We start from the raw sequence: 24,310 nt of genomic DNA on the forward strand, positions 1-24,310 counted from the left end.
CCATTATCGGATACTAGCTCAGGCAAATCTACTAGTGGAAAGCGCGTTACCCCCACCGAGCCCCGTGTGACGATGGACTCCAACTGAGCCGCCATCCCTGGACCAACGGAAGAAGCCGCGGTATCCGCTCCGAGCCCGTGTGAAGGGGCTCCAACCGAGCCAGCATCCCGGCGGGACGCCATCGTGACGCGTCAGGTTCATATCTCGTGCCCGGAAGCCGCGGGTATGAGCGACGACACCTCCGGCCCCTCGCTCGGTGCGACCGTCGGCAAACTCCTGACGGGTGGAATCTTCGGTGGTGACCTCCCGGGGAACATGGACCGCGGGCTCTACACGACGACCCGACTGGCCGTCGAGGACGGCGTCGGCGAGCTGCTGGGTCCCATCGCGGTCTGGATTATCGTCGGCGTGACCTTCCTCGTCGGCCTCGAGTTCGTCGCCGTCGGCGCCATCATCATGGGCGTGCCGAACGTCGGCCTCCTCATCTTCGGTGCCGGCGTCACGGCCATCCTCGGTGCCGCGGTGGCGGCCGCGTATCTGGTCTTCTCGGCCCAGCAGGAGGGGTCGAACGTCGATCGTGAGGATGCATCCGAGACAGAGCCGTGATGCCCGTCTCCGGGTGAGGTCTGCATCTGGGGACCGAACTGCGTCGGAGGCCGTGACGTTCCCATCTAAACTGCGTAGTCGTCCGTCACATCGATAAGCTCTACCTCCTCGTCGGGGACCCGATACGCGGCGATGACCTCACGCTCGGCATCCATCGAGTTCTCGTGTTTGTCGACACCGTAGGCGACGTAGGTGCAGTCATCGCGGGTGAACTCGACGACGGAGTAGCCCCAGTGGTGCGAGTCGAAGAACTCCAGATGCGGGTTCTGCGCGGTGATGAACCTGCGGAGGAGCGGCTCCGTGATGCGCCCGACCAGCCCTTCGGTCATACCCAGCGCCTCCGCGACGTTGAGGCTGGACACGGCGGGGGTCATGAACTCGACGCCGACGCGCTCGCCGGGGTCGAACAGCCGCTCGGTGACGGGCCCGCCGTACTCGGTCTTCTTGTAGCCCGCGATGTAGCAGTGCATGTCGCCCGTGAGCGTGACGAAGTTGCGGGGGGAGAACTCTCGGAGTTTGTCCTTGATGTACTGGCGCTCGCGGGTGTAGCCGTCCCAGCCGCCCTGGACGGGGAAGATGGAGGCCCGGCCGATGCCCAGCCGGAAGGGGATGGTGAGCACCTCGTCGGACCAGACGGTCCAGCGGGCCTCGGAGTCGCGGATCTGCGCGAGGAACCACGCGAGCTGGTCCTCGCCGAGCATCGTACGGCCCGGTGGCTCGTTCTCCGGTCGGCAGTTCGTCGCCGTCGGCAACGCCTCGCGCGGCGGGTCACGATACAGACGCTCGTCGGTCATCACGAGCTTCAGCAGGTCCCCGAACTCGAACGAGCGCCACAGCTGGAAGCGGTCCTGCAGGGACTCGGCCTCGGGGTCGTACCCCAGGCGTGCGGGGACGAACTCCCACCAGGCGTGGATGGCGTCCGCAGTCAGCTTCGTCATGAACTCCGGGTCCTCGCCGCGCGGGTGGTCGGCCTTCGGCGCGTCCGTCTCCGGGTCCCAGTAGATGTCGTTGGCGATCTCGTGGTCGTCCCATGCGGCGATGAGGGTGTGCTCCTCCAGGGCCCGCTGGAGGAACCGGTCCGAGCGGTACGTGCGGTAGATGTAGCGGTAGTCGGCCAGGTCCTGCACCCGGTCCTCGCCGCTGGGCAGGTCGATGTTCCGGTCGGGGTAGTCGCGGCTGTCGAGACCCTTGAACTCCCCTGCCCCCGACTCGTAGATGAAGTCGCCGACGTGGATGAGGAAGTCCAGGTCCTCCTCGGCGACGTAGCCCAGTGCCGGGTAGTAGCCGTTGAGGTAGTTCTGACACGCGAGGACCCCGAACCGCAGGGAGTCGGGCGAGGCATCCGGTTCCGGGAGCGTGTGGCAGGTCCCGACCCGCGAGGCGACGCCGTCGTAGACGAACCGGTAGCGGTACTCCCGATTCGGCTCCAGCGCCCCGTCGACGTCGACCTTCACGACGTGGTCGTGGGCCCGGATACGGCCGGTGTCGTCGACGACGCCACGATAGACGATGTCGTCGAAGTCGCCGCTGTGGGCGATCTCCACGCCGAGCGGCTCGTCGGGGTCGAACGACTCCGGGTCGATACGGGTCCAGAGGATGACGCCCTCCTGGGTCGGCCCGCCCGAGGCGACCGACTGCGGGAACACCGCATCGGGCGCCCGGCCGTCGTCGGCGACGAAGACCTCGTCGCGGGCCGGCGCGTGGGGCTGCTGACTCAGGAGGAGGTCCTCGTTCGAGAGGAGCGACGCGAGTTCGGCGTGTCCGTCCGGGCGCTCGGCCTCGTCGTGTGGCGCGGCGTCCGGGTCCGGCGCGGGTGCGCCCGACTCGGCGACTTCGCCTCCAGCGTCACCGTCCGTCTCGGTGTCGTCCCCCTGTTCCATCGCCCACCGCTACGCGGGGGTGTGGTTTGGCGCTTGTGGCACGCGCAACTGGGCGGATACCGGGCCGGACCGCGGCTGGCGTCGGATCAGGTCTCGCGTCGGTTCCACCAGGCGGCGACGGCCTACAGCTCCTTGTTCCGGGCCGTTCTGGACCGCGTATGGCGGATTTCGTCCGTTCCTGGATCGACCGCAGCGTACGGCCAGTCTCACTCGCCGCCGAGACAGATTACGGTTTCGCCGACCGCGACGTGCTCTGGCGAGCGCCCCGATTCCGGCTGTAGGTCGGTTTCGTGAACCCGGTCACGAACGGTGGAACGCGCCCGTTCAACACCGAACCGCTCGATAAGTTTCAGGCCCCGGAAGTGAACCGCCGAGACACGTCAAGGCGGCGAAGACCGTATTCGATACCTGCTACGATGAGGAGGATACCCAGGTAGAGGAACCAGGCGCCGAAGTAGAGTGCGTGGGGGTCCTCCACGCTCGCGGTGAACGCTGCCTGTACGTCGATCAGGATGAACACCGTCAGTAGCGTCGCTGGCGCGATCAGGCAGTGTCGTACCAAGATGTAGAGTGGAACCGCCGCGAGTATCCACATCCCAACGGCACCGAACAGATACAGCAGCCATTCGAAGCCACCGGAAAGTGTCACACCCAGGCGGGCAGCGTACCATACCATCACAGCGGCGTGGAGACTCCCACCGACAGAGGCGATCGCAGTCGCTCGTCGTCGTGGAGCTGGAATCGACAGCCACGGAACCGACCTCGGAACGGATGGCAGTTGTGTCCACATATTCCGACTCGTGTACTCGACGAGTCCAAGGAACAGGAACCCGACCGTCCAGACCGCTGCGTTGAGCATGTACCGGACGATGTAGAGCCCGTTCTCGACGACGGTGATGCCGGTTGGCTCGGCAAGGCCTTCGAGCTCGGCGACATCACGGAACGTCGGTCCGGGAGGCGTAAGCTCCATCCCCAGGACGTAACCCGCTGTGACGATGAGCGCAGCCGCGGGTGTAACGAGGCGAAATCGACCGGCGAGCCAGACCGGAACTGCTGCGACGACGACGAGACCGCCATATCGCCACAGGAGCCCGACGAGCGAGTACTGTGATGGACCGATCGAATAGCCGAGGCCGAGAGCGACGAGGAGCAACCCGACTGCATGAATGACGCCGATAGCGAGGCCGAACCCGACGGCTCGTCTGGAGGGCATGTGTTTGACTGAGTGTTCGTCTGGCTTCTTTGTTATCCCGAGAAGACATCCGGGACTGGGGCTGGAATCTGACATTACCAGCGTGTTCAACTCGAGTGTCCCGAAGAGGGCGGTCAGCCGACGCGTTCCCTCTCGGTGGCGACCGATCGGTATCCTGCCCCGTATGCGAGTCTCCCTATCACAGAGCTGCAAGGAGGAAGTCCACGGCTTTAGCCGTCCTCAGAACGGCTCCGCCGTTCTGACGGGCTGCACAAGAGCTTCGCTCTTGTGAACGTGGGAGGAATCCGACAACGCTCGACGGCTGCTAGCGACCGCCCTCCGTCTGCTGGTTGATAAAGAGCCACAGAAACGTGGCAGATTCCTCAGGCTGTTCACTCCCCTCGGTCGGGACGAGTTCCCAGGGGCCGCGTGGCCCAACATACGAACGGAGGACACAGCACATGACGCTCTTCCCCACCGAACAGTGGCTCGCCCAGTACGGCCGTCGTCTCGACGAGAGCGACGCGCTCGACGATGTCTCGGCCGGCTGGGGTGTCGGCTTCGACGGTGACATCCGCATGGTCATCGACGACGTGCCGCTGGCCGAGACCACGCTCGGGGACCTCCCACCGGAGGTCCTCGCCGAACTCCCGGAGGACATCCGCGCTGGCGTCGAGGACGTGACGCTCGCGCAGGCGCCCGAACGGTTCGGCGAGCACATCCGGCCGACCCTCCCGGAGATCGTACAGGACCTGCTCCGGCAGATCGAGGAGAACGTCCACGACGGCGCCATCCACGCCCACATCGGCCTGCGCGAGGGCAGCGTCACCGAGGTCGAGACCCTGACCGATCCAGACGCGCGGGACGCCGGTTTCCTCATCCACGGTTCGCTCACCACCTGGCAGGGCATCCTCGACGGCCGCCCGGCGGTCTCGGCACTCCTGACCAACGACCTGACGGTGCAGGGGAACCAGGTGCGGCTGCTGCGCTACGCCTCGATGCTCGGGCTACTCGGCGAGGTAGCCGCCGAGGTCGAGACCACCCACCTGTTCGCCGAACCGGGCCCGTCCGTCACGCGAAACGTCGTCGACGCGGCCACGCGACCGGGGGTCACGGTGGGGCGCTCGGCCGAGCGACAGGTGACACGGACGCTCCAGGACCTCTCGCTGCTGTAGCGCCGGGGTCGCCTGTTCCGCGGCTCCCCCGCGACAGCCGGATTTATAAGTGCTTATAGAGACGTTCAGAATGCTCGAAACCGATGCCACGCCGACGACCCGCTCGGTTTCGCCAACATCCCGCAGGGACACGATGAGGATTGCGCCCGCGAACACCTCGCACAGTCATCGAACACCGCCGTATCGATGGCCACCGTCGTCCACGATCAGGCCGGGACTCACGAAGGGCAAGCAGCGGGGAGGAGACGACCGGCAAGAAACGGTTGCCACTTAACCACGGTTCCTATACAAAGGAACACGTCCAGCGTCCTCTCCCTCTCAGGGTGGGTGTATGTCACCCAGTGTCGAATCGGAGGGCGGCGTGCGCTACCGGTGGGTCGTGCTCGTCGTCGCGTTCCTCGTCCACCTGACCAGCATCTCGCTTATCTGGCAATCGATATCACCGTTGAAGCAGGCGATGGCGGCGGAGCTCGGGGTCCCCTGGCCGAACGTCGTCGTCGTGCTCGCTGCCATCTCCTTCGGGCTCGTGTTCACGCAGTTGCCGGGCGGTGCCCTCGGGGACAAGTACCCCGTCCGGTACGCCGTGGGAGTCGGCGCGCTGCTGGCCGGGGTCGCCACGGCCGTCCGGTTCGCGGCGCCGACGGTCCCGGGACAGGTCGCGGTCAGCATCCTGGCGGCCCTCGGGATGGGCGTCGTCAACCCCAACCTCATCAAGGTCGTCACGGAGTGGTTCCCCTCCGGACAACTGGGACTCGCGCAGGGTGTCCTCATGTCCGGCAACACGCTCGGCGCCGCGGTCGCGCTCGGGCTGTCGGGCGGAATCGTGCTGGATGCGGTCGGTAACTGGCAGAACGTGTTCCTCCTGTACGGCGGGCTCACCGCTGCCGTGGGCGTCGTATGGCTGCTGCTCGCCCGCTCGCCACGCGAGGAGGAACGGCCGACCGATGTAGAGACCGGGGTGCCGTTCACCTCGGGCGAGCGCATCCCGCTCCGGACGTCGTTCCCGACGGTGCTCCGGTCCCCGTCGACGCCGTGGGCCGTCGCGCTCATCGGGCTCGCGTACTGGTCCGCGGTGGGATCGCTCGCCGTGCTCCCCGAGTACGCCGACGCACACGCGTTCGCCGTCCCCGAGTTCATGCTCGGGATCTCGCCGCTGGCCTCGGCAGTGGGGGCGCTGCTGCTCCCCGTGCTCTCCGACCGCTACACCCGCCGCCTGGGTCTGAACCTGGGCATCCTCGGGCTCGCGCTCGGCATCGCCGTGGGCGGGTTCGCCCCCGGGCTGACGGTCTTCCTGCTTGGGCTGCTCGTCGCGGGGTTCTTTGGCGGCGGCCTGATGGCGATGTTCTACATCCTGCCCGGTGAACTGGCGGACATCAGCCCCGACCACGTCGGGACGATGTCGGGCATCCTGCTGTCTCTCGGGCAGCTCGGATCGGTTCTGGGCAGTATCGTCGGGGCCGAGGTGCTCGCGGCGGCCGGGCTGGAGGCGTCCGCGCTCGTCATGGCCGGTCCCTGCCTGCTCGGGTTGGTACTCATCACACGACTCCGCCTCGATGGGCGCCAGGAGCCCGAGGAGCGGACCGCGGCGGCCACCGCCGGCGACTGACGTCGCCAGCCCCTCGCGACCAGAGCAGCCTACGGACATTCGTGTTTTCAGCAGAATATGCAACTTACGAGAATTATATGTCGCCCGTGTTATCGAATATGTCTCGAATTCTCTATATATCAGAGCTATTCCGGGCCCGGAGCCAGTCGGTCGTCGGAGCCATCGCTCGAATAGGCGGACCCGTCGGCCGGAGCAGTCCCGCTACTCCCAGGAGATCCCTCGCGGGCTGGTCGGTGGCGCCAGCGGGCTCGCGGGGAGATCGCCGCTCGGGTCCGGGTCGTTGTACGCCGTCGGTGCCACGTCGTTCGGCGCGTCCGGGTAGAACAGCGACGCGACGGCGTGGAGGTGTTCCCGGCCGACGCCGAGTTCGAACTGCCCGCCGCCGAACATCCGGATGTCGTGCTCGCGACAGTAGTCGATGGTGTCGAACAGCGACCGCACCGAGCCAAAACGGGACGGCTTGATGTTGAGCCACTCCGGCTCCCAGGGGAGGTCCTCGACGGTCTCGACACCGCGGATGGGATAATCCCACGTCACGCGCGCCTCCTCGCCCTCGAACAGCGGTCGCGTCTCCTCGTTCAGTTCTGGGTCCTCGATGAGCGCGTCGGGGAACCCCTCGACGACGCGCTCGTACAGCGCGGGGTCGGCGGGCTGGTCGACCGTCGTCCCGTGGTACTGTCCCTTCAGGTCGAGCGTGCGCACCGCGCCGGTCGCGGCGAGCCGCTCGACGACCTCGTCGGCCCACTCGGAGGTGGGATCGAGCTTGAACTCCAGGTCCGGGTTCCGGTCGAGCCAGTCGAGGACGCGGTCGCCGGTCGGCGGCTCATCGAGTCGCGTGCTGACGACGAACCGGACCGGGTCGTACGTGCGGCCGAGCCGCTCGGCGAGGTTCGTGTCGGCCTGCCGCAACGCGAGGTCGAGCGCGGCGCTCTCGAACGCCCACCGGCGGTAGTTCCGGAAGATGGCCTGCTCGGGTTCCGTACCGAGGAAGAGATCGATGCCGGACAGGTGCCCGGAGAACTCGTCGAGCGTGTACGTCCCGGCGAGGTCGAACGGTTCGTCGGTATCGCGGAGGGCATCGTGGGCGTCGTTGTCGTAGGTCACGTCCTCTCCGCGACCGACCTCGCCGTCGCCGTGCAGCGGGACGACGGTCGTCGCCCGTGTGAAGCCGCTCGACGTGTCGCGCTCGCGCCGGTCGAGTTCGTAGTCGTCGACGGTCAGGTCGAGGTCGGCGACCGAGTCGTAGAGCATGTACCCGTCCGTGCTCCCCCGCCGAGGTTAACCTCACGAATCGGTGCGAACGTGCCCGGTGGATGGGCCACTCCCAATGGGCGTTCCGTCCCGGCAGCGTCGACTGCACACACATTAGCGGCGTCAGAACTACCTGACTGCCGATTCCCGTCCGGAACCATGGCCGACGCAACTCCGAGCGAGCGGTTGCTCACCCCCGAGAACTGTGCGGTGACGTTCATCGACCACCAGCCGGAGATGGTGCTCGGCGTCAACACCATCGGGACCGGGACGCTCCGGAACAACGTCGCCGGCCTCGCGAAGGCCGTCGACGCCTACGACGTACCGACGGTCCTCACGACCATCGGTCGGGACTACAATGGGCCGTTGTTCGACGAGGTCCGGGAGACGCTCCCCGAAGAGGCGGTTATCGACCGCACGACGATGAACTCCTGGGAGGACGAGGCGTTCGTCGAGGCCGTCGAGTCGACCGGTCGAGGCCGACTGGTCATCGCCGGGCTCTGGACCGAGGTGTGTGTCTGTTTCGCCGCCCTCTCCGCGCTGGAGGCAGGCTACGACGTCTACGTCGTCGCCGACGCCTGTGGCGGCCAGACCGAGGCCGACCACGAGCGTGCGATGGAGCGGATGGTCGAGGCCGGCGTCACGCCGGTCACCTGGTCGCAGGTGCTCTACGAGTTCCAGCGCGACTGGGCACGCGAGGGCGCCGACGAGGCCCACCAGATCGCCAAAGAGCACGGCGGTGACTTCGGGATGGCTGTCGAGTTCGCGGACTTCCTGAGCGAGTAGCGCTGGGGCCCCCGGCAGTCGACTCAGGGGACCTTGATGTACTGGTACCCCGCGTCCTGCCGGCGCGTGAGTTCGCCGACCGAGGTGGGTGCCGTCTCGACGACATCGAGGATGTCGTCCCGGGTGAGGCCGGCTGCCTCCATCGACTTCTCGCACGCGATGAACTCGACGGCACCCGACGAGAGGTCGGTGATCTCTTCGGCGTAGGCCGAATCCGCCCGGACGAGTTCGATGCCGGACGCGTTCGCGACGACCGCGACGGCGTCCATCTCGACGGACGGGTCCTCGAAGATGCCGGCGGCGTAGCGGATGGCCGCGTCCTGTACGTCGTCCGCCCCGTCCGCGACGTGGAAGACCGTCTTCATGCCGCGCCGAACCGGGGGGAGCGGCTAAGGGCTTTCGGCGCTGCTCCCGTCCCCTGATTCCCCGGTGGCGACCCCGATGTCCGCGTGCGTCCCATCGAAGCACGGCTGTTCTCGGACCCACCGAACCGACACAGCCCCGCCCCATCCTCGCGACGCTCCGAGCTATCCTCGGCACCAGGAACCTCGAACGGTAAGGCGCCGGTGGGAACATCGTGTGACCACCGACGCGATGCCCTCCGGCCGTGTGTTCGTGACCGTTCTGGTTCACGTGTAGTCCGCCGGGAGTCGGTATCCGTTGTCGAGGTCCAGGTCGGGGCTGGGCGAGAGATGGCTGCTCAGTCCCGTACCGTCCGCCGGAACTCCGAGCGTGCCGTCTCGACGCCCGCAAGCCCGACGAACAGGACCACGAGGACGGCAAGGGGGAGTGGCGCGGCCAGTTGCGTGGCTATCGGCACCACCAGACACGCTCCCCCTGCGACGGCGAGCCGGAGCATGCTGACGGTCCCGGTGTCGCGCAATCGGAAGAGGACGTGACCGAGCAGGTACAGTGCGCTGCCGCCACCGAGTGCGACCGCCGGCACGGGGCCCAGCGGCTCGCCGATGTGCGCGAGTGTCTGCTCGATGCCGAGTGCGACGAAGATGATGCCCGCGACCATCGGGAGGTGGAGGTAGCTGTACGAGTCACGGGCGAGCGCCGCTCGCGCTTCGCCGGTCGCCGACGCGAGCCGTCGTTCCGCAGCGAGGACGACGTAGTCGAAGTAGAGCCACCAGAGTGCGATGACGAGGACGATCCCGGAGAGCGCGGCACCGACGACAGCCGGGGAGAGCGGCAGTCCCCCACTGTCGACCCCGATTCCGATTGCCACGATGGACTCGCCGAGCGCGATGATGAGGATGAGTCGGTGGCGCTCGACGAAGTGACCCGCCTGGATCGTGAATCCGGACACTCCTCGGACGAGCGGGACACCGTAGTCGATGGCGAGTGCCACGACCCAGAGGAGCCCCTGCAGCGGCCCATCGAGGAATCCTGCGGGGATGAGCAGTGCCGGCCCGAGCAGGAACCCGGGAGCGAGGCGGATCACCGCGGCCCGGGTCTCCGGATCGGTCGCGAGTGCGTACAGCACGACGTGTGACACCCGGACGACGAAGTACGCAAGTCCGAACAGCACGCCGTCGTCCCCGAAGGCGTCGGGGACGGCGAGTGCGACGACGAGCATGACCGCCATCGCGGCGAGGATCACCACTCGTGCCGGCAGTGCCTCCTCGGCGGGAATGGCGTTCGTCAACCAGGAGTAGGTGACCCACGCCCACCAGAGAACAGCGAGCAGGCCGACGCCACGAACGACCCCGATCCAGGAGAGATTGTGGGCGAGGAAACTACTCACCTGGGTCATGGCGAAGACGAACACGAGGTCGAAGAACAGCTCCAGCGGTGTGACCTTCTGGTCGTCGTCCAGAACGGTACCTTGCCCCGAAGCGAAGGGGAACGGTCCACTCATCTGCGTCGTCGTATCCGGTACCATGGCTTCAAAGCTCGGCTTTCCGACAGGCTTGCCGATCGCCGCGGCTGCTCCAGGGGGAGATTGAATCTGTGCTCCGTCGGTGATTGAGCGGTTCTTCGGGAACCACTGCGGGGAAAGGTACCGACATCGCTGTCACCTGGTACACCTCGTGTCCGGGAACGTTTATAATGATTCGAGAACGAACCTGGTAACGTAACAAAACCAGTGGCAGACGACGCACACACACCCACCGACCCGCCCGTGACCGCCGCCCCGCCGGAGAGTGCGTTCCGCACGACCGGTCTGGACCACGTCTCCATCATCGGGAGCAACGTCGAGGAGACCGTCGCGTTCTACCGCGACGTGCTTGGGATGTCGCTCGTCCTCAGACAGCCGAACCTCGATGCGCCACACATCACGCACCTGTTCTTCGACACGGGTGACGGCCGCATGCTCACCTTCTTCGTCGAGGAGGAGCGTGACTCGAACGACGGGCGCCTTCGGACGCCGGTCGGCGGCGTCCACCACGTCGCGTTCCGCTTCGAGCCCGAGCGACTGGCGGCAATCTGGGCCGGACTCGAGGAGCACGGCCACCACTACAACGAGTTCGACCGGGGCATCTTCCACTCGCTGTACACGACGGACCACAACGGGCTCGTCATCGAACTCGCGACGGACAAGTACGAGATTCCCGACGACCGGCGCGGAGAGGTCCTCGCCCGTGCCCAGGCAAAGCGCCTGCAAGCCGGTGCTGAGTACGCCAGAGCCGAGGACCTCGCGGCCGCACTCGAGGAACTCGGCCTGCCGATCGAGCGGAAGGACCTCTCGGACGCGGACTCCGGCGCGGCCGGGCTCGGCTGAATCACCAGCCCGCGCCGCTGACCACTCGCTCGGGTCGCCAATCGTCGGCCCGTGCCGCTGGCCGCTCTGCAAGTCGCTCGCCGCCGGGCCGCGCCTATCGCCCGTCGAACGACCCGCCGACCACCCACCGAACGCCCCCTCGACCACAGCCCATGCTCACAGACACCCCCGGAATCCATCACATCACCGGCATCGTCCGCGACGCTGCCGAGAACGTCCGCTTCTACCGGGACGTTCTCGGTCTCCGCCTCGTCAAGCAGACGGTGAACTTCACCGACCGGTTCACCCGGCATCTGTTCTACGGGGACGAGACCGGGTCGCCTGGCACCGCGCTGACGTTCTTCCCGTACCCCGCGGAGGAGGACGGCCGGGTCGGGAAGCCCCAAATCACCACCGCCGCGCTGGTCATTCCGCCGGACTCGGTGGACTACTGGCGTGACCGACTCGCCGACCACGACCTCGATGTCACGGAGACCGGGCGATTCGAGGAGACGGTGCTCCAGTTCGCCGATCCCGACGGGACCGAGCTCGAACTCGTCACCGGCGAGTCCGACGTGGCGCCGTGGGCGGATGGACCCGTCCCGACCGAGCACGCCATCCGGGGTATCCACGGGGTGACGCTGCTCTCGACGAGCATCTTCGCCACCGCGAGCCTGCTCGAGACCATGGGCTTCGAGCTGATTGCCCAGGATGGCGACCGCGTGCGCTACCGGGCGCCGGGCGACCGCGCGACCGTCGTCGACCTCCTCGACCGGGCGGCCGAGTTCGGCCGCGAGGGAGCCGGCTCCATCCACCACGTCGCCGTCCGCGTTCCCGACGAGGACCAGCTCTACGAGTGGCACGACCTCCTCCGGGAGCGCGGCTACGACGTCTCGCGGGTGAAAGACCGCCACTTCTTCCACTCGCTGTACGTCCGCGAGCCCGGTGGCATCCTGTTCGAGCTCGCGACCGAGGGGCCGGGACTCGCGGCCGAGGCCGACCCCGCCACGCTCGGCGAGTCGCTGTTCCTCCCGCCGTGGCTCGAGGAGGACCGCGAGATGATCGAGGACCAGCTCCCGCCGCTCGATCCGGGTTCCGGCCCGGGGGCGGACTGACACCGTCGTGCTGGTCGCACGCCCCGGAACACTGATTCCCCGCCGTCGACAGGTCCGCCCATGCCGATAACCGACGCCGACGGGCTCCGCCGGGTCCTCGGCCACGACCGCGTTGCCGTCGTCGGGGCCTCGACGGACTACGACAAGGCGGCCCACATCGTCCCGGCGTACCTCCAGCGCCACGGCTACGAGCTGACGCCGGTCAACCCGACCGCAGACGAGATATTCGGCGAGCCGGCATTCGATTCACTGGCCGACGTTCCGGACCCCGTCGACATCGTCGAGGTGTTCCGACCGAGCGAGGAGGTGCCGGGTATCATCGAGCAGGCGCTCGCCCGGGACGACGTGCGGGCGGTCTGGCTGCAACCCGGCATCACGCACGACGCGGCCGCACGGGACGCGGAAGCCGCCGGGCTGGACGTGGTTCAGGACCGCTGCATGAAGGTCGAACACGGCCAGCTGATTCGGAACCCGATGGACTGAATCGTTGTCGCTACAGCAAGCCCGCCGTTCGCGCAAGCAACGCAGCGCACGCTCGCGTTCCAGTGCCATAATCAGCACGACGGCTTCTGCTCCGGAACTCCCCGATTCCCCAGTACCCGCAGTTGCCGTTCGTATCGGCTGGTGTAGAAGAGCCAACCAGGAGTCTCAGCGGAACGACCGGCCCTCGTTCGCGTACAGAACCGCCGACGCGAAGATGTTGGCCGACATCATGTCCTCGGCGGCCGCCGCCCGCTCCTCGTAGACGTTCGCGACCGCGGTCTGGACCGCCTCGTCCTCCGGTGCGGCCTCCAGCGCGTAGTCCGCGAGGTGGCACGCCAGCCGCCCCTCGCCCTCCTCTATCAGCGCCTCGGCACGCGTGGCGAGCGTCTCGGCGTCGCCCACGAGGTCGGCAATCTCCGCCGCCAGCGCGTCCCGTCGCGCCGGTTTGAGTTCGCTCGGCCGGCCGGTCCACCAGCCGCCGTAGTACCGGATGACGTTCCGCGCGATGAACTCCCCGCAGTCGTACTCCGACTGGAGCCAGGGTTCCTCCGGCTCGGGGAGGTCGATATCACGGACGATGTCGACGTGCGGCGGCGCGCCGTCGTTGAGCGCCTCGAGTGTGCGGTCGACGACGGTGTCGAGGTAGTCCGCACAGCCGAGGAGCCGACGCTCGATGGCCTCCGGGTCGTCGACGGCCGGCTGGCCGTGGCCCGGCAGGAGGGTCGCGGGGTCGAGCGCCGCCATCTCGCGGAGGGCGTCGGCCCAGTCCCACGGGTAGCGCTGGACCTTCTGCGGGTTCCCAGCGTTCGGCGCGGAGGCCGTGACGAGGTCACCCGAGCAGAGCACGTCCCGGTCCGGGCAGTAGAGCCACGTCGCGTCGTCGGTCTCGCCGCGGGCGTGGTGGAGTTCGAACGTGGTGTCTCCGACCGTGACCGTGAGGTCGTCGCTGTACCACGTCGTCGGCGGGTGCTCGGGCCACTCGAACATCCCCTCGTCCATGAGGTCGTGGGAGTCCGCGGCCTCCGGGTCAGCGGAGAACTGCCGGCCGTTGATGACCTCGTTGTACTGCTTCGTCTGCGCGTACCGGTCGAAGCGGTCGGCCATCGCCTCGTTCGCGATGACGGTCGGCGGGGCCTGCCCGTCGACCAGGAACGGCTCGAGCCCGTAGGCGTGGTCGACGTGTCCGTGGGTGTAGATGACTGTGTGCACAGGCGAGTCCGTGTGCGCCCTGAGTGCCTCCGCCATGTGCTCCGAGAGCGCGGCCAGACCGGTATCGACCATGACCAGTCCCTCGGCCGTGTCGAACGCCGTGCAGTTCGCGAAGGACGTACACTGGTAGGTGTCCTCGGCGACCTCGGTGATATCGACGCCCGCGTCGAAGTTGTCGACATCGAATATCGGAACCGCGTTCGCTGCCTTCTGCGACATACCTGGCAGTCCGTGTCTCGGAGGGAGCCAGTTCCCCTTGCCATGAACAGGTAGTATAAGACAGCCGGTCCGAAGCGGGTGTCACGATATCTCGGGACGCCCTCACGCCCGGACAGCCAGAAGAGGTGCCGGCACCGGGCTCAGGAGGCGGGTGTCTCGGTCGGTGCACTGGGCTCCTTGAACAGTTCGGTGACGAGCTTGTTCTCGATGCGCCGCAGTATCTCGCCGACGTTCGCCGGGGAGCAGTCCAGATGCGACGCGATCTCCTCGTGGGTCGTCCCGCGTGGTTCCTCGTAGTACCCCTGCTCGTAGGCGAGTCGAAGTACCTCCCGCTGGCGCTCGCTCAGCCGGTCGAAGTAGTTCGCGTTGCTCGGTGTGTACTGCCCCACGCGCTCGATCATCGTCTCGAGTTCCTCGGGGACCTCCTCGAACGCCTCGCTCAGGTCCGACTGGAACCCGATCAGGGTCACCTCGAACGTGCCGTCCTCGTGGATCGGGATGGGGGTATCGAGGACGAGCCCGTACTCCTCGACGCTGTCGAGGAGCCGCTGGACGGTCTCGTTCGGCGTGTAGTGGATGTACGCGGCGACGCGGTCCTGAAGCTGGGTCACCCGGTACTCCGTGGCCTGCTCGTTCTCGGCGAGGACCTGACGGACGGCGTCGGCGTCGCCCGCCAGTTCGTAGAGCATGAGGGCGGTGCCGTCGCCGAGTGACCGGGTGGCGTGAATCGCGACCGGCTCCACGTCCGCGTGGGCGCCGAAGGCCGCCCCGAGCGACTGGACGAAGCCCTCGGGATGGCGATAGACGATGGTGGCGAACTGCATACCCCCGACTCGGTCATCCGGGCACCTGTATCTATCTCCACACACCCTGCTGGTCGGGACGGATGTCCGTCACCTCCCAGGGACAGCGCCGGCAGCATCCGTGGAGCGACAGCGTCTACGACATCTCGGCGGCCTGCCAGAGCGACAGACACCGCCAGCACCACTCGCGGTGCGCCGGGGGGACCGCCTCGACCGGATCCGGGCCATCCTGGAGGCGGAGCCGGATGTCTTCGGCTTCAGCATCTCCGGCGAGGACGACCGGGGCGGCCTCGTCTACGTCCACAGCCGCCCGCCGGCGGGTGTCGCAGCGTTCCTCGGCCTCCCGAAGACACACGAGGTCTTCTTCGACTTCCCCATCGAGGCGACGCCCGACGGCCGCTACCGGGTCGACGTGGTCGGCGAGACGAACGAGGTGGTGCAGGCCGCGCTGGCGGACATCCCCGAGAGCATCGAGTTCAGTATCGAGCGCATCGGGCCGTATCTGGAGGCGCGGGGGGACCTCGCGGCGCTGCTGACCGAGCGCCAGCGCGAGGTGCTCGCCACGGCCCGCGACCTGGGCTACTACGAGGTCCCCCGCGAGGCGACCCACCGGGATATCGCCGACCGACTGGCCCTCGCCACGGGGACCGTCGCCGAACACCTCCAGAAGATCGAAGCCCGGGTGTTCTCCACGGTCGAGCCGTAGCGACCGAGCCGCTGGCCGGGCTCACGGTCACGCGTGTCGACGTCGAGCGGTAGGCGCTGCCACCGGCCGTCGATAAGGATGGGCCCGCAGCGTCGACTGTCGTCCCCCGAAGGGGGACGCTGGCTCGCCTCACTCAGACGGGCCCTCGCCCCCGTTCTCCAGCCGTTCTCGACGGCGGTGGAACTCCGCTTCGTCGATCTCTCCACGGGCGTAACGGCGCTGAAGGGTCTCCATCGCGGAACTATCCTTCCGGGAGGGAGCGCCATCTCGCCCGAGTGCCCAGTAGAGGAGCCCACCGACCAGCCCCAGCATTCCGAGTGCCCCGCCGACGAACGGCAGCCCGCCACCCCATCCACCGGTCCGGCCGTTCATCATTCCCGGACCAGACCCCATCCCAGGCCCCATCATTCCGCCGTCGGAGTTCCCGCCACCTCCGGTGCTGGACCCATACGCTATCGCGCCCTGTTCGACTATCGCATCGCTATCTGGCACGTCACCGTCCGGAATCGGACGCTCCTCGGCTGGACCACCGGGGTTGCCGACAACGATACGACCGACCATCCCGACCGACTTGTGCGGGATGCAGTAGTAGTCGTACGTACCCGGCTCGTCGAACGTGTGCTCGAACCCCCCCGACGAGATGACCCCACTATCGAACGTCGTCGCGTCGGCTGGAATCCGGTTCTCGTAGGCGGTGGCCGAGTGCGATCCGGCCGCTATCTCGAAGCGGACGGTCGTGCCGGGGTCGACGTGGAGCCCGATCGGGTCGAAGTAGTTGTTCCCCATCTCGACGACGGGCGTCTCCTGTGCAGCAACTGGCCGGGGGAGGCCCGCAGTTGCAACCGTGCCGGCCCCGAGCGCCCCGATGAACTGGCGTCTACTGTAATTCATTGTCTGAGTTGTCTGGTTTCAGTTATCCGCGGACGAGACTGGCAATCCGCTGTGCGAGGCCGGCCGATTGCTGCTCAGCGCTCTGGATAGCGGCCTCCAGGTCGTCCCGGTCGACGACCCCGATGAACTCGGCAGTCCGTTCCCCGTTCGCGTACACGAGCGTCGTGGGCGTCTTCCGGACCCCGTACGCGTTGGCTGTCCCCAGCTCGTTCTGGATATCGACCTCCCGAAATTCGACATCGGGGTATTCGTCCTCCAGGCCCCCGGTTTTCTCTCGTTGCGTTGCACATGCCCCACACGTCTCCTGCGTGAAGAGGAGTACCTCTGTCATACAGTACAGTACGATTTTGTGCCTTTTGCACATTTCTATTAGTATCCGAAAGCTCAGCCGGTCGCAGAGTCCGGATTCGAAGGGAGCCTACGGACGGCATCCCCGGAGTCCCTGTTCGAATCGTACACTCCGGGCTCGAGGAGACACCCCCCTCGTAATCGATCCTGCCCGAGTGTCGAGCTTGTCTCGACGGGGAGTGCCGCAACGACGGGCGTCGAAGGTGGGGTGTACCGGGTGGAACAGCAGCTGTTCCGGTCATCCGGTACGTTCGAGCTGTGTTCGCCGTCGGTCGAATTCGTCGTCCGAGAGCTCACCCCGGGCGTAGCGCTCACGGAGAACCGACAGCGGCTGCTCGTCGTTCTCGCCGGAGCCTCGGTTGAGGAGCGCATACAGGATGTAGAGCGGGACAGCGAAGAGGAGCCCCATCCAGAGGAGTCCCCAGAGCCCCATCGCTCCGCCGAAGAGTCCCCAGCCGCCGCCCATCATGCCGCCGCCGTAGCTCCCGCCACCGTGGGCAGCAACCGTTCCAGTCGCCGCGACCAGCAGCGGGACGGCGAGGATCGCGGGTCGGCGGGCAGTGCGTCCGATGTGAATGGTGAGTTGGGTCATTGTTCTGGGTTGGGTAATCGGGTGTTCGGTCGAAGCGATCGGAACGGTCAGGGCCGTCAGCAGTGGCCCTGCCCGTACATCCCGCCGTTGGAGCCGGTTTCGGCCCCGTTGTGGTATTCCTCGTCAGCCATGTCCCGGGCCATCTCGTCGACGGTCACACCCATGTGCGACTCCATCCACTCGACGGCACCAGGGCCCATGTGTTCGGTCATCTGTGCCTCCATCCAGGCCGCCCAGTCGCCGGTGGGCTCGTCGGACGGGGGCGCATCGTCTGCGGTCGTGTCGTTGCCGTGGGCGCTGACCACGGGGGCGGCGAACGCGAGTCCGACAATCGCGAGTGCCACGAGCAGCCAGCGGCCGAGTTCGAAGTTGGTCATTGTCGTTCTCCTCGGTTACTCGTAGGACCGCTCGGGAGTTATCTCGATGGGTGTGAATCCGCGCAGGAGAACGTTCGAGAACGTATATGGGGTTCGCTAATCGTCTTTCAGAAATGAAATCGTTCATCTCCGCCGAATTCGGCGGGAGTGAGGGTTCCCCACCTCGGTCCGGTGGAACGCTCGGCCGCCAGTCGGAGGGACAGACACAGACCGCCGAGTACCGACCCACCCAGTCGCAGCGGAATCCGTGCCCCCGCCGGACATGGGTGCACCTCCTGAGCGGCGGGCTCGGAACCTGACTCTATGCCGCCTCAATCTGAAGCCCGACTACATGTACGACCGCATTCTGCTTTCGACGGACGGGACAGTCGCGTCCGAACGGGCTGCGGCGCACGCACTCGAACTTGCGGCGACTCACGATGCTGTCCTCCACGTGCTCTACGTCGTCGACGAGGACGTCGTGACTGCCTACAGCGGGGACGAGTACGTCGACGAAGCCGAAGGCCCGGAGCACGGACTGGAAAAGCACGGGGAGGAGACGCTTTCGGCACTCCGTCACCGGGCATCGGAGGCCGATGTCGATATCGAGACGGCGATGCAGCACGGCCGCCCCGACGAGACGATCGTGCGGTACGGCGACGACCAGGAGGTGGACGTACTCGTGCTGGGAACCAAACGCCGACCGGAAGAGTACCGGACGCTTCTCGGGAGTGTCACCGACCGCGTCCTCCGATTGACCACCCGCCCTGCAATCGTCGTGAAGACAGAGGTCAAAGAGTAGCGACAACCGGTCATCTTCAGCCCTGGTCGACAGGCAGGAGCGACGGCTAGCTCTGGCTCTGCTCCAGGTCGTCGCTCGGATAGATCCGGTAGGTCCGTCCCTGGCGCTCCCGGTACAGCAGGCCCCGCTTCTCGAGGCCACTGACCGTCTGGCTCACCTTGCTCTTCGAGAAGTCCGACCGATCCCTGAGTTCGACCTGCGTGATACCGGGTGAGGAGAGGACCGGGTCGAGGATACGTCGTTCGTCCTCCGGCAACAGGTCCAGCACGCGGGCCCGAGGCTGGGCCTCTGGATTGCTGCCGTCGTTCGAGCGAGCGGTGTCACCTGATGTCTCAGCACTCCCCTGGGCAATTTGCTCCGATGCAGCACGCCGTTGCTGGTCGACTCCCCCCGTGCTGGTGAGCTCATCGCGAATCGCCAGATATCCACCGCCGACGAGGGTCGCGACGAGGAGGGTCCCGAGGACGTACCAGAGCGGATTCGTCCCGTGAACGGTCCCCATGGACGTGCCCATCATCGACCCCATCTGCTCGAATGCCTGCTGTTGCTGGTAGGCGTCCCAGCTGAGTGCTCCGCCGACGAGAACGACTGCAGCGACGAGGAGACCGACTACTGCATCGGCTCGCCGTCGATTCATCCACCCCACCTCGGCCTGTCGTGAGACTGGGTCATACCCGAGCGTTGACGAGACACCACCGTACCAGTTGTGATTGGCCGACGCAAGACTCGTGGGGGCCTGGCCCCGGTACCCGGTGTCGAGAGGTGGCGTTCAGTGATGGTCATGGCTCTGGGAGGCTCTATTTCCTGCGATTTCTGGGTGCTGGTGTGCGAATTCGGATGGGTGTTTCTCGAACGACTGTTTGCATCGGTCCGAACAGAAGTAGTACGTCTCGCCGTCGTGGGTGAGACTCGGCCCGCTATCATCGGTCCGCATCCCACAGACCGGGTCACGGTACTGGCCAGGTGCACCGAGTCCACGCCGATAGACGTAGAGGAGGAAGCCAGAGAACACGAACGCGATGAGGTTGAGGTAGAAGGTGTAGTTGAACTCGAAGTACGTCTGCTCGGATGCGGTCTCCCCGCGGGCGAGGTTCGGGACGATGCCGAGGGCGTTGAACAGTTCCTCCATGAGAAAGCCCGTGAAGGCCATGGTCACGAAGAAGATGCCGAGGATGTACAGCATCACATGCCAGCCGTAGTACTTCCGGTAGATGTTCAGGACGGGGATGGTGATGAGGTCGGCGTAGACGAACGCGATGACACCGGCGAAACTGATGCCACCGCCCCACAGCGCGACGGCGAAGGGAACGTTGCCCATGCTACCGACGAAGCTGATGACCGCGATTGCCACACCCATGACGGCGTTCTCTGCGCTCACCAACAGTCCATCACCCTGGAGGAACAGTGTGTTCCAGACCCACTGCGGGACGAAGACGATGACGAACCCCGAGATGAGAAAGCCCGCGACGACGTCCTTCCAGATCATCGACCACTCCTTGCGGTACTGGTTCCCGACCTTGTACCAGCCGCCCCACGACAGGAGCTCGTCGCGCCACCCGCCGCTGCTGGCCACCTCCTGCTGGTAGGTCTCCATACACCCCTCCGAGCAGAACGTCACTGTCTCGCCGCCGTCGGTCGTCAGCGAGTACTCGTCCGTGCCTTCCATCCCGCAGGTCGGGTCCTCGCTGACACCCTGTGCCAGCTCGCGTTGATTCAGTTCCCGTCGGACCTCGTCGAAGCGGTTCTCGGGGAGGGTCAGATGGACGAGGAGTGCCATCACGGCGATGAGGATGACACCGCCGAGGAGTTCGGCGACGAGGAACTCCCACCCGAGCAGGATGAGTATCATCAGGCCGAGTTCGACGATGAGGTTCGTCGAGGCGAACATGAACGCGAGGACGTTCACCGTGTGCGCACCCTTCTTGAACAGGCCTTTCCCGATTGCGACGGCCCCGAAGCTACAGCCACTACTCGCGGCGCCGAACACCGTCGCCTTCGTGAGGCCGCTCAGGTCCTCGGTTCCGAGGACCTGGGCCATCCGTTCCTTCGAGACGTAGACCTGGACGAGGCTCGTGATCACCAGCCCCATGATGATCGCCCAGGCTGCCGTCCAGAGGAAGCCGACACCGATCCGCAGCGACTCGAGGATTCCGTCGAGGAGGGCGGCCTGCATGTCTAATCCATCACAGCCATCTGTTTTGCCAATTGCTCTTACGAAACCGAGGCAGTAGGCGAGGATAGAATTTGCATCCGGAGGTGAAACCCCCCATCAGCTGTGGTTACCCGTTCTGGGTCCGGGTTCGGCCCGTTCGTTTCTGTGCGTCACTGGCTCCAGTTGGTGGGTGCTGCTCGTTCCTCCGACGGAACGGCCACGCGGATGTCAGCGTCGTACCGCTGTTCTCCCACGAGATTCCCGTGTCGTGTTGGCAGAAACAGAACCCCGGCGTCTCCCCGGCGGTATCGACCGCGTCCCAGCTGCCCCCGGTGCCGAGGAACACCTGACCGGTGTCGGTGGAGTAGTACTCGGCGCCGTCCCTGGGTTCGTAGTCGCCGGTGGTCGCTTCCACGTCGCGGACCTCGATGTCGGTGTCGTACTGCTCGACGTTCTCGTCGGACGGCTGGTGCCAGTCCTGCTCGCCCTCGTTCAGGACGTTGCAGTCGTGGCTGGGTGTCTTGGGTGTGAGTCCGTCAGTCGTCGGCCGGCGCTGGTGACGGGTCCGTGGTATCGGCAGCTCCGGGCTCCCGCACCACCCGCTTGTCCGCGTGGCCGTCACGGGTCCCCTTCACGGTGTAGGAGAACTCGTAGTCGCCGGTGCCGTCGAGGTCCGCGAACACCAGCCGCTCCGTGGACCGTTCGACGGCCGCAAGGCCGTTCGATTCGACCGCGTACGGTGTCGTCTGGACGTGCAACGGCTCGTCGGCGTCGGTGACCCACGCGAAGTGCTCCGGGAGGCCGACCGTGGCACGGCCGTCCGCCAGCTCGGCGACGCCCGACGCCTCGGTGTGGGGCGTGCCGGCCTCCACGGTCGTGTAGACCACCTCCCGTTCGCCGTCGTCGGTGTCGACCGACTGGACGAAGTTCTTGTTCCCGCTCACCTCGAAGTCGCCATTGACGGAGGCCGTGTCCGGTCGAATCCGGAGCGTGTGGCCACTGGTGCCCGCACCGAGCTGGAGCTGCTCGAGGCCACCCTTGGCGCGGACGTTGCATGCACCTCTGCCGCCCCCGCCCAGCGCGACGCCCATCGTGAGTCGGTAGTCCCCATTCCCGATTCGGAGATCGCCGTCGTTGCTGTCGAGGTTCCAGTTGTCCTGTCCGTGGACGTCCAATGGCACACCCGGTGAGGCTCTCCCGATACCGACCTTTCCATCGCCGGCGATATCGTGCCCCTCATCGTTCACAGACAGGACGTTGTGCTGATCGCCATCGTCGTCGAACAGCGTCGCGAGGAAGCGGCCTGGACCAGGTTGATACCCCATTATCATTTTGAGGTCTCCATCTCCGTTCAGGAGGTCGATCCGACTCACTTCGCTCGAGACTTCGAGTCGATTCAGTTTCGGGACCCGACCGCTGGTCTCCAGGCGGTCCCACGACGACCCAGAACCGATGTAGACCGTTTCGGTGTCGGTCGCGAGGAACTTCGCGCCCGCCTTCGGGTCGTAGTTCCCCTTGTTGCCATCGGTGTCGCGGATCTCGATGTCGGTGTCGTACTGCTCGAAGTTCTCGTTCAGCGGTTCGTGCCAGTTCTGTGCCCCCTCGTCGGGGACGTTGTAGCCGTGGTTGGGTGTCTCGGGCATTGATCTCGTAATCGTCAGTCGTCGGCGGTCGGACGCTCGGTACTGTCGGACGCAGCGTCCGCTGCCGAGGGCTCGCGGACGATCCGCTTGTTTTCTTGACCGTCGCGGGTCCCTTTGACGGTGTAGGCGAATTCGTAGTCCCCCTCGCCGTCGAGGGCCTCGACCACGATGCGATCGGTCGATCGCTCGACGACCTTCAGTCCGGTCGACCCACCGTACGGCGTCGTCTGGACCATCAGTGGGTCCGCCTCGCTGGTCACCCACGCGAAGTGCTCGGGCAGGTCGACCTCGGCCCGGCCGTCCGCCAGTTCGGCGACGCCCGACGCCTCGGTGTGTGGCGTCCCCGCCTCGGTGGCGGTGTAGACGACCTCCCGCTCGCCGTCGTCGGTGTCGACCGACTGAACGAAGTTCTTGTTCCCGCTCACGTCGAAGTCACCGTTCACCGAGACCGTATCCGGGCGGATGCGGAGGGTGTGCCCGCTCTCTCCGGCGCCGAGCTGGAGCTGCTGGATGCCGCCCTTCGCCCGGATGTTGCACGCGCCCGCCCCACCCCCGCCGAGCGCGACGCCCATCGCGAGCCGGTAGTCGTCGTCGCCGATCTTGAAGTCTCCGTCACCCTCGTCGAGGTTCCAGTTGTTGTCGCCGCCGACGTGGAGCGGGACATCCGGCGACGAGTCGATCGGCATCGAGACGCCCACGTGGCCGTCGCCGCGGCTCTTGACGGCGTGGAAGGTTCGCTCCTCGCCGCGGTGCCTGATCAGCCACTCGTCGGTCTCGTCGTCGAACGTCTGCTCCAGCCGGAACGTCGTCCCGTTGTGTTCCCCGTTCGAATCTAGGGTGTAGACCGAGTGTCTCATCGTCGAACGGCCGTCCGGCTCGGAGATCAGACGGAGGCTACCTCCGAGGCCATCCCCGTCGATATCGACGGTCTCGAACGTCGGTCGCGGCCCCATCGACGAGAACCCCTGCCACTCCGAGCCGTCGCCGATGACGGCGACCCCGATGTCGGTGGCGAAGAACTTCGCCCCCTCTTTCGGCTCGTAGTCGCCGATGTTCCCCGACTCGTCGCGGATCTCGATGTCGGTGTCGTACTGCTCGAAGTTCTCGTTCAGCGGTTCGTGCCAGTTCTGTGCCCCCTCGTCGGGGACGTTGTAGCCGTGGTTGGGTGTCTCGGGCATGGTGGTCACTCCGTGCGTCGCGTCACGGGGCAACGCCCCCGTAGCCGTACTGGCCGTAGCCCTGCTCGCCGTACTCGTCCTCCGGGGTCGAGGTCGGCGTATCCGTCGCATTGGACCCGGATGCGGGCGTGTCGGTCGGCGTGGCTGTCTGCGACGACTGGCCACCGGGCGTATCCGTCGCGGTCTCCGGCCCGTCCGTCGGCGTCTCCGTGTCGCCGGGCACCGTCGTGTCCGTCGGCTGAGTCGCGTCCTCCGTCGCTGTCCCCGTAGCGGCCACGGTCGCAGTGGCCGTGGCGGTGGGAGAGCCACCGTAGCCGAACGAGGTCGGCGTCGGCGTGTCGTCCCCGTCGGGGTCGCCGTCTGAACCCCCGTCTCCGGTGAGGATCGAACACCCGGCGGTGCCGACCACCATTGTCGCGCTCACGGCGGCGAGCAGTTCTCGCCGCCGCGGCCCGTCGTCGTCCGTCATCGCCGTCGATACCTCCGTCTACGGGGCCGCCCCGACGCTGCCGGGGCAGCCCTACAGCCGATCTTGTGCATCATGTTTCCCCCCATAGGAGCCACCTCGTACGTCCGGCGAATCCTATGGTTCCAATATCCGATGTGGTAT

The 24,310-nt window shown here is 66.5% G+C and carries 26 protein-coding genes and 1 pseudogene; 9 read left to right on the top strand and 18 right to left on the bottom strand.

Annotation, left to right across the window (positions count from 1 at the left end; all coding sequences use genetic code 11):
• Positions 1-225: 225 nt before the first annotated feature.
• Positions 226-606, top strand: a complete 381-nt coding sequence (locus NL115_RS09135; RefSeq protein ID WP_254832874.1) for a hypothetical protein — start codon at positions 226-228, stop codon at positions 604-606.
• 65 nt (positions 607-671) lie between these two features.
• Here NL115_RS09135 and NL115_RS09140 read toward each other — a convergent pair whose 3' ends face one another.
• From NL115_RS09140 to NL115_RS09150, 3 genes and pseudogenes are all read right to left on the bottom strand, one after another.
• Positions 672-2,486, bottom strand: a complete 1,815-nt coding sequence (locus NL115_RS09140; RefSeq protein WP_254832875.1) for an alkaline phosphatase D family protein — start codon at positions 2,484-2,486, stop codon at positions 672-674.
• Positions 2,487-2,617: 131 nt separating this feature from the next.
• Positions 2,618-2,854 (bottom strand): annotated as a pseudogene (locus tag NL115_RS20785) (IS6 family transposase); the annotation flags it as partial.
• On the bottom strand, positions 2,836-3,699 hold the full coding sequence (locus NL115_RS09150) for a hypothetical protein (RefSeq protein ID WP_254832876.1): 864 nt from the start codon (positions 3,697-3,699) through the stop codon (positions 2,836-2,838). The gene NL115_RS09150 and the pseudogene NL115_RS20785, both read right to left, overlap by 19 nt.
• 440 nt (positions 3,700-4,139) lie before the next feature.
• Between NL115_RS09150 and NL115_RS09155 the strand changes: the two genes are divergently transcribed.
• Positions 4,140-4,853 (top strand): sterol carrier protein, encoded by a 714-nt coding sequence (locus tag NL115_RS09155; RefSeq protein ID WP_254832877.1) that lies wholly within the window; start codon positions 4,140-4,142, stop codon positions 4,851-4,853.
• Positions 4,854-5,184: 331 nt separating this feature from the next.
• The gene (locus NL115_RS09160; protein ID WP_254832878.1) at positions 5,185-6,459 is read left to right on the top strand and encodes an MFS transporter; all 1,275 of its coding nucleotides are present in this window, start codon (positions 5,185-5,187) and stop codon (positions 6,457-6,459) included.
• Positions 6,460-6,660: 201 nt separating this feature from the next.
• Here the strand turns inward: NL115_RS09160 and NL115_RS09165 are convergent, their stop codons facing one another.
• Positions 6,661-7,710, bottom strand: a complete 1,050-nt coding sequence (locus NL115_RS09165; protein ID WP_254832879.1) for an enolase-like domain-containing protein — start codon at positions 7,708-7,710, stop codon at positions 6,661-6,663.
• 159 nt (positions 7,711-7,869) lie between these two features.
• Between NL115_RS09165 and NL115_RS09170 the strand changes: the two genes are divergently transcribed.
• Positions 7,870-8,496 carry a hydrolase gene (locus tag NL115_RS09170; protein ID WP_254832880.1) on the top strand — a complete coding sequence of 209 codons (627 nt, stop codon included), beginning with the start codon at positions 7,870-7,872 and terminating at the stop codon, positions 8,494-8,496.
• A 23-nt stretch (positions 8,497-8,519) separates the two neighbouring features.
• On the opposite strand, the gene NL115_RS09175 is transcribed toward NL115_RS09170, so the two are convergent.
• Both NL115_RS09175 and NL115_RS09180 read right to left on the bottom strand, forming a co-directional pair.
• Positions 8,520-8,861 (bottom strand): DsrE family protein, encoded by a 342-nt coding sequence (locus tag NL115_RS09175; protein ID WP_254832881.1) that lies wholly within the window; start codon positions 8,859-8,861, stop codon positions 8,520-8,522.
• A 335-nt stretch (positions 8,862-9,196) separates the two neighbouring features.
• Positions 9,197-10,360, bottom strand: coding sequence for a low temperature requirement protein A (locus tag NL115_RS09180; protein WP_254832882.1), 1,164 nt, complete (start codon positions 10,358-10,360; stop codon positions 9,197-9,199).
• Between the two features lie 228 nt (positions 10,361-10,588).
• Between NL115_RS09180 and NL115_RS09185 the strand changes: the two genes are divergently transcribed.
• The 3 genes from NL115_RS09185 (at position 10,589) to NL115_RS09195 (ending at position 12,801) form a co-directional block, all read left to right on the top strand.
• Entirely contained in the window at positions 10,589-11,224 is a 636-nt protein-coding gene (locus NL115_RS09185; RefSeq protein WP_254832883.1) for a VOC family protein, read from the top strand.
• A 152-nt stretch (positions 11,225-11,376) separates the two neighbouring features.
• Positions 11,377-12,318 carry a ring-cleaving dioxygenase gene (locus NL115_RS09190; RefSeq protein ID WP_254832884.1) on the top strand — a complete coding sequence of 314 codons (942 nt, stop codon included), beginning with the start codon at positions 11,377-11,379 and terminating at the stop codon, positions 12,316-12,318.
• 60 nt (positions 12,319-12,378) lie between these two features.
• Entirely contained in the window at positions 12,379-12,801 is a 423-nt protein-coding gene (locus NL115_RS09195) for a CoA-binding protein (protein ID WP_254832885.1), read from the top strand.
• Positions 12,802-12,966: 165 nt separating this feature from the next.
• Here NL115_RS09195 and NL115_RS09200 read toward each other — a convergent pair whose 3' ends face one another.
• Positions 12,967-14,229 carry an alkyl sulfatase dimerization domain-containing protein gene (locus NL115_RS09200; RefSeq protein WP_254832886.1) on the bottom strand — a complete coding sequence of 421 codons (1,263 nt, stop codon included), beginning with the start codon at positions 14,227-14,229 and terminating at the stop codon, positions 12,967-12,969.
• A 140-nt stretch (positions 14,230-14,369) separates the two neighbouring features.
• Entirely contained in the window at positions 14,370-15,053 is a 684-nt protein-coding gene (locus NL115_RS09205; RefSeq protein ID WP_254832887.1) for a helix-turn-helix domain-containing protein, read from the bottom strand.
• On the opposite strand from NL115_RS09205, the gene NL115_RS09210 reads away from it, so the two are divergent.
• Positions 15,037-15,738, top strand: coding sequence for a helix-turn-helix domain-containing protein (locus NL115_RS09210; protein WP_434084012.1), 702 nt, complete (start codon positions 15,037-15,039; stop codon positions 15,736-15,738). The genes NL115_RS09205 and NL115_RS09210 overlap by 17 nt on opposite strands.
• 129 nt (positions 15,739-15,867) lie before the next feature.
• On the opposite strand, the gene NL115_RS09215 is transcribed toward NL115_RS09210, so the two are convergent.
• The 4 genes from NL115_RS09215 to NL115_RS09230 all read right to left on the bottom strand — a co-directional run bounded on the left by NL115_RS09215 (position 15,868) and on the right by NL115_RS09230 (position 17,946).
• Complete coding sequence (locus NL115_RS09215; protein ID WP_254832889.1) at positions 15,868-16,629, bottom strand: plastocyanin/azurin family copper-binding protein; 762 nt, start codon at positions 16,627-16,629, stop codon at positions 15,868-15,870.
• A gap of 22 nt (positions 16,630-16,651) precedes the next feature.
• The gene (locus NL115_RS09220) at positions 16,652-16,960 is read right to left on the bottom strand and encodes a thioredoxin family protein (RefSeq protein ID WP_254832890.1); all 309 of its coding nucleotides are present in this window, start codon (positions 16,958-16,960) and stop codon (positions 16,652-16,654) included.
• Between the two features lie 255 nt (positions 16,961-17,215).
• The gene (locus NL115_RS09225) at positions 17,216-17,569 is read right to left on the bottom strand and encodes an SHOCT domain-containing protein (protein ID WP_254832891.1); all 354 of its coding nucleotides are present in this window, start codon (positions 17,567-17,569) and stop codon (positions 17,216-17,218) included.
• A gap of 56 nt (positions 17,570-17,625) precedes the next feature.
• Positions 17,626-17,946, bottom strand: a complete 321-nt coding sequence (locus NL115_RS09230; protein ID WP_254832892.1) for a hypothetical protein — start codon at positions 17,944-17,946, stop codon at positions 17,626-17,628.
• Between the two features lie 331 nt (positions 17,947-18,277).
• On the opposite strand from NL115_RS09230, the gene NL115_RS09235 reads away from it, so the two are divergent.
• Positions 18,278-18,727, top strand: a complete 450-nt coding sequence (locus NL115_RS09235; RefSeq protein WP_254832893.1) for a universal stress protein — start codon at positions 18,278-18,280, stop codon at positions 18,725-18,727.
• Between the two features lie 46 nt (positions 18,728-18,773).
• Here the strand turns inward: NL115_RS09235 and NL115_RS09240 are convergent, their stop codons facing one another.
• The 6 genes from NL115_RS09240 to NL115_RS09265 form a co-directional block, all read right to left on the bottom strand.
• Positions 18,774-19,364, bottom strand: coding sequence for a helix-turn-helix transcriptional regulator (locus tag NL115_RS09240; protein ID WP_254832894.1), 591 nt, complete (start codon positions 19,362-19,364; stop codon positions 18,774-18,776).
• Between the two features lie 132 nt (positions 19,365-19,496).
• A complete protein-coding gene (locus tag NL115_RS09245; RefSeq protein ID WP_254832895.1) occupies positions 19,497-20,900 on the bottom strand; it encodes a permease in 1,404 nt (467 codons plus the stop codon).
• Positions 20,901-21,006: 106 nt separating this feature from the next.
• Complete coding sequence (locus tag NL115_RS09250) at positions 21,007-21,501, bottom strand: hypothetical protein (RefSeq protein ID WP_254832896.1); 495 nt, start codon at positions 21,499-21,501, stop codon at positions 21,007-21,009.
• On the bottom strand, positions 21,416-22,522 hold the full coding sequence (locus NL115_RS09255) for a hypothetical protein (protein WP_254832897.1): 1,107 nt from the start codon (positions 22,520-22,522) through the stop codon (positions 21,416-21,418). Before NL115_RS09255 ends, NL115_RS09250 begins: the two co-directional genes overlap by 86 nt.
• Positions 22,523-22,536: 14 nt before the next feature.
• A complete protein-coding gene (locus tag NL115_RS09260; protein ID WP_254832898.1) occupies positions 22,537-23,700 on the bottom strand; it encodes a hypothetical protein in 1,164 nt (387 codons plus the stop codon).
• A gap of 22 nt (positions 23,701-23,722) precedes the next feature.
• Complete coding sequence (locus tag NL115_RS09265) at positions 23,723-24,169, bottom strand: hypothetical protein (RefSeq protein WP_254820881.1); 447 nt, start codon at positions 24,167-24,169, stop codon at positions 23,723-23,725.
• Positions 24,170-24,310: the final 141 nt, after the last annotated feature.

The sequence above is a fragment of the Haloglomus salinum genome, assembly GCF_024298825.1.
GTDB classification, from domain to species: Archaea; Halobacteriota; Halobacteria; order Halobacteriales; family Haloarculaceae; genus Haloglomus; species Haloglomus salinum.

What these genes read in the sequence shown, in the direction of transcription:
- NL115_RS09195 (WP_254832885.1), top strand. Translation starts at nt 12,379, where the DNA reads ATGCCGATAACCGACGCCGACGGGCTCCGCCGGGTCCTCGGCCACGAC.
- NL115_RS09205 (WP_254832887.1), bottom strand. Translation starts at nt 15,053, where the DNA reads ATGCAGTTCGCCACCATCGTCTATCGCCATCCCGAGGGCTTCGTCCAG.
- NL115_RS09230 (WP_254832892.1), bottom strand. Translation starts at nt 17,946, where the DNA reads ATGACCAACTTCGAACTCGGCCGCTGGCTGCTCGTGGCACTCGCGATT.
- NL115_RS09155 (WP_254832877.1), top strand. Translation starts at nt 4,140, where the DNA reads ATGACGCTCTTCCCCACCGAACAGTGGCTCGCCCAGTACGGCCGTCGT.
- NL115_RS09255 (WP_254832897.1), bottom strand. Translation starts at nt 22,522, where the DNA reads ATGCCCGAGACACCCAACCACGGCTACAACGTCCCCGACGAGGGGGCA.
- NL115_RS09150 (WP_254832876.1), bottom strand. Translation starts at nt 3,699, where the DNA reads ATGCCCTCCAGACGAGCCGTCGGGTTCGGCCTCGCTATCGGCGTCATT.
- NL115_RS09180 (WP_254832882.1), bottom strand. Translation starts at nt 10,360, where the DNA reads ATGAGTGGACCGTTCCCCTTCGCTTCGGGGCAAGGTACCGTTCTGGAC.
- NL115_RS09190 (WP_254832884.1), top strand. Translation starts at nt 11,377, where the DNA reads ATGCTCACAGACACCCCCGGAATCCATCACATCACCGGCATCGTCCGC.
- NL115_RS09165 (WP_254832879.1), bottom strand. Translation starts at nt 7,710, where the DNA reads ATGCTCTACGACTCGGTCGCCGACCTCGACCTGACCGTCGACGACTAC.
- NL115_RS09140 (WP_254832875.1), bottom strand. Translation starts at nt 2,486, where the DNA reads ATGGAACAGGGGGACGACACCGAGACGGACGGTGACGCTGGAGGCGAA.
- NL115_RS09200 (WP_254832886.1), bottom strand. Translation starts at nt 14,229, where the DNA reads ATGTCGCAGAAGGCAGCGAACGCGGTTCCGATATTCGATGTCGACAAC.
- NL115_RS09160 (WP_254832878.1), top strand. Translation starts at nt 5,185, where the DNA reads ATGTCACCCAGTGTCGAATCGGAGGGCGGCGTGCGCTACCGGTGGGTC.
- NL115_RS09260 (WP_254832898.1), bottom strand. Translation starts at nt 23,700, where the DNA reads ATGCCCGAGACACCCAACCACGGCTACAACGTCCCCGACGAGGGGGCA.
- NL115_RS09175 (WP_254832881.1), bottom strand. Translation starts at nt 8,861, where the DNA reads ATGAAGACGGTCTTCCACGTCGCGGACGGGGCGGACGACGTACAGGAC.
- NL115_RS09210 (WP_434084012.1), top strand. Translation starts at nt 15,037, where the DNA reads ATGGTGGCGAACTGCATACCCCCGACTCGGTCATCCGGGCACCTGTAT.
- NL115_RS09220 (WP_254832890.1), bottom strand. Translation starts at nt 16,960, where the DNA reads ATGACAGAGGTACTCCTCTTCACGCAGGAGACGTGTGGGGCATGTGCA.
- NL115_RS09225 (WP_254832891.1), bottom strand. Translation starts at nt 17,569, where the DNA reads ATGACCCAACTCACCATTCACATCGGACGCACTGCCCGCCGACCCGCG.
- NL115_RS09245 (WP_254832895.1), bottom strand. Translation starts at nt 20,900, where the DNA reads ATGCAGGCCGCCCTCCTCGACGGAATCCTCGAGTCGCTGCGGATCGGT.
- NL115_RS09265 (WP_254820881.1), bottom strand. Translation starts at nt 24,169, where the DNA reads ATGACGGACGACGACGGGCCGCGGCGGCGAGAACTGCTCGCCGCCGTG.
- NL115_RS09215 (WP_254832889.1), bottom strand. Translation starts at nt 16,629, where the DNA reads ATGAATTACAGTAGACGCCAGTTCATCGGGGCGCTCGGGGCCGGCACG.
- NL115_RS09170 (WP_254832880.1), top strand. Translation starts at nt 7,870, where the DNA reads ATGGCCGACGCAACTCCGAGCGAGCGGTTGCTCACCCCCGAGAACTGT.
- NL115_RS09235 (WP_254832893.1), top strand. Translation starts at nt 18,278, where the DNA reads ATGTACGACCGCATTCTGCTTTCGACGGACGGGACAGTCGCGTCCGAA.
- NL115_RS09240 (WP_254832894.1), bottom strand. Translation starts at nt 19,364, where the DNA reads ATGAATCGACGGCGAGCCGATGCAGTAGTCGGTCTCCTCGTCGCTGCA.
- NL115_RS09135 (WP_254832874.1), top strand. Translation starts at nt 226, where the DNA reads ATGAGCGACGACACCTCCGGCCCCTCGCTCGGTGCGACCGTCGGCAAA.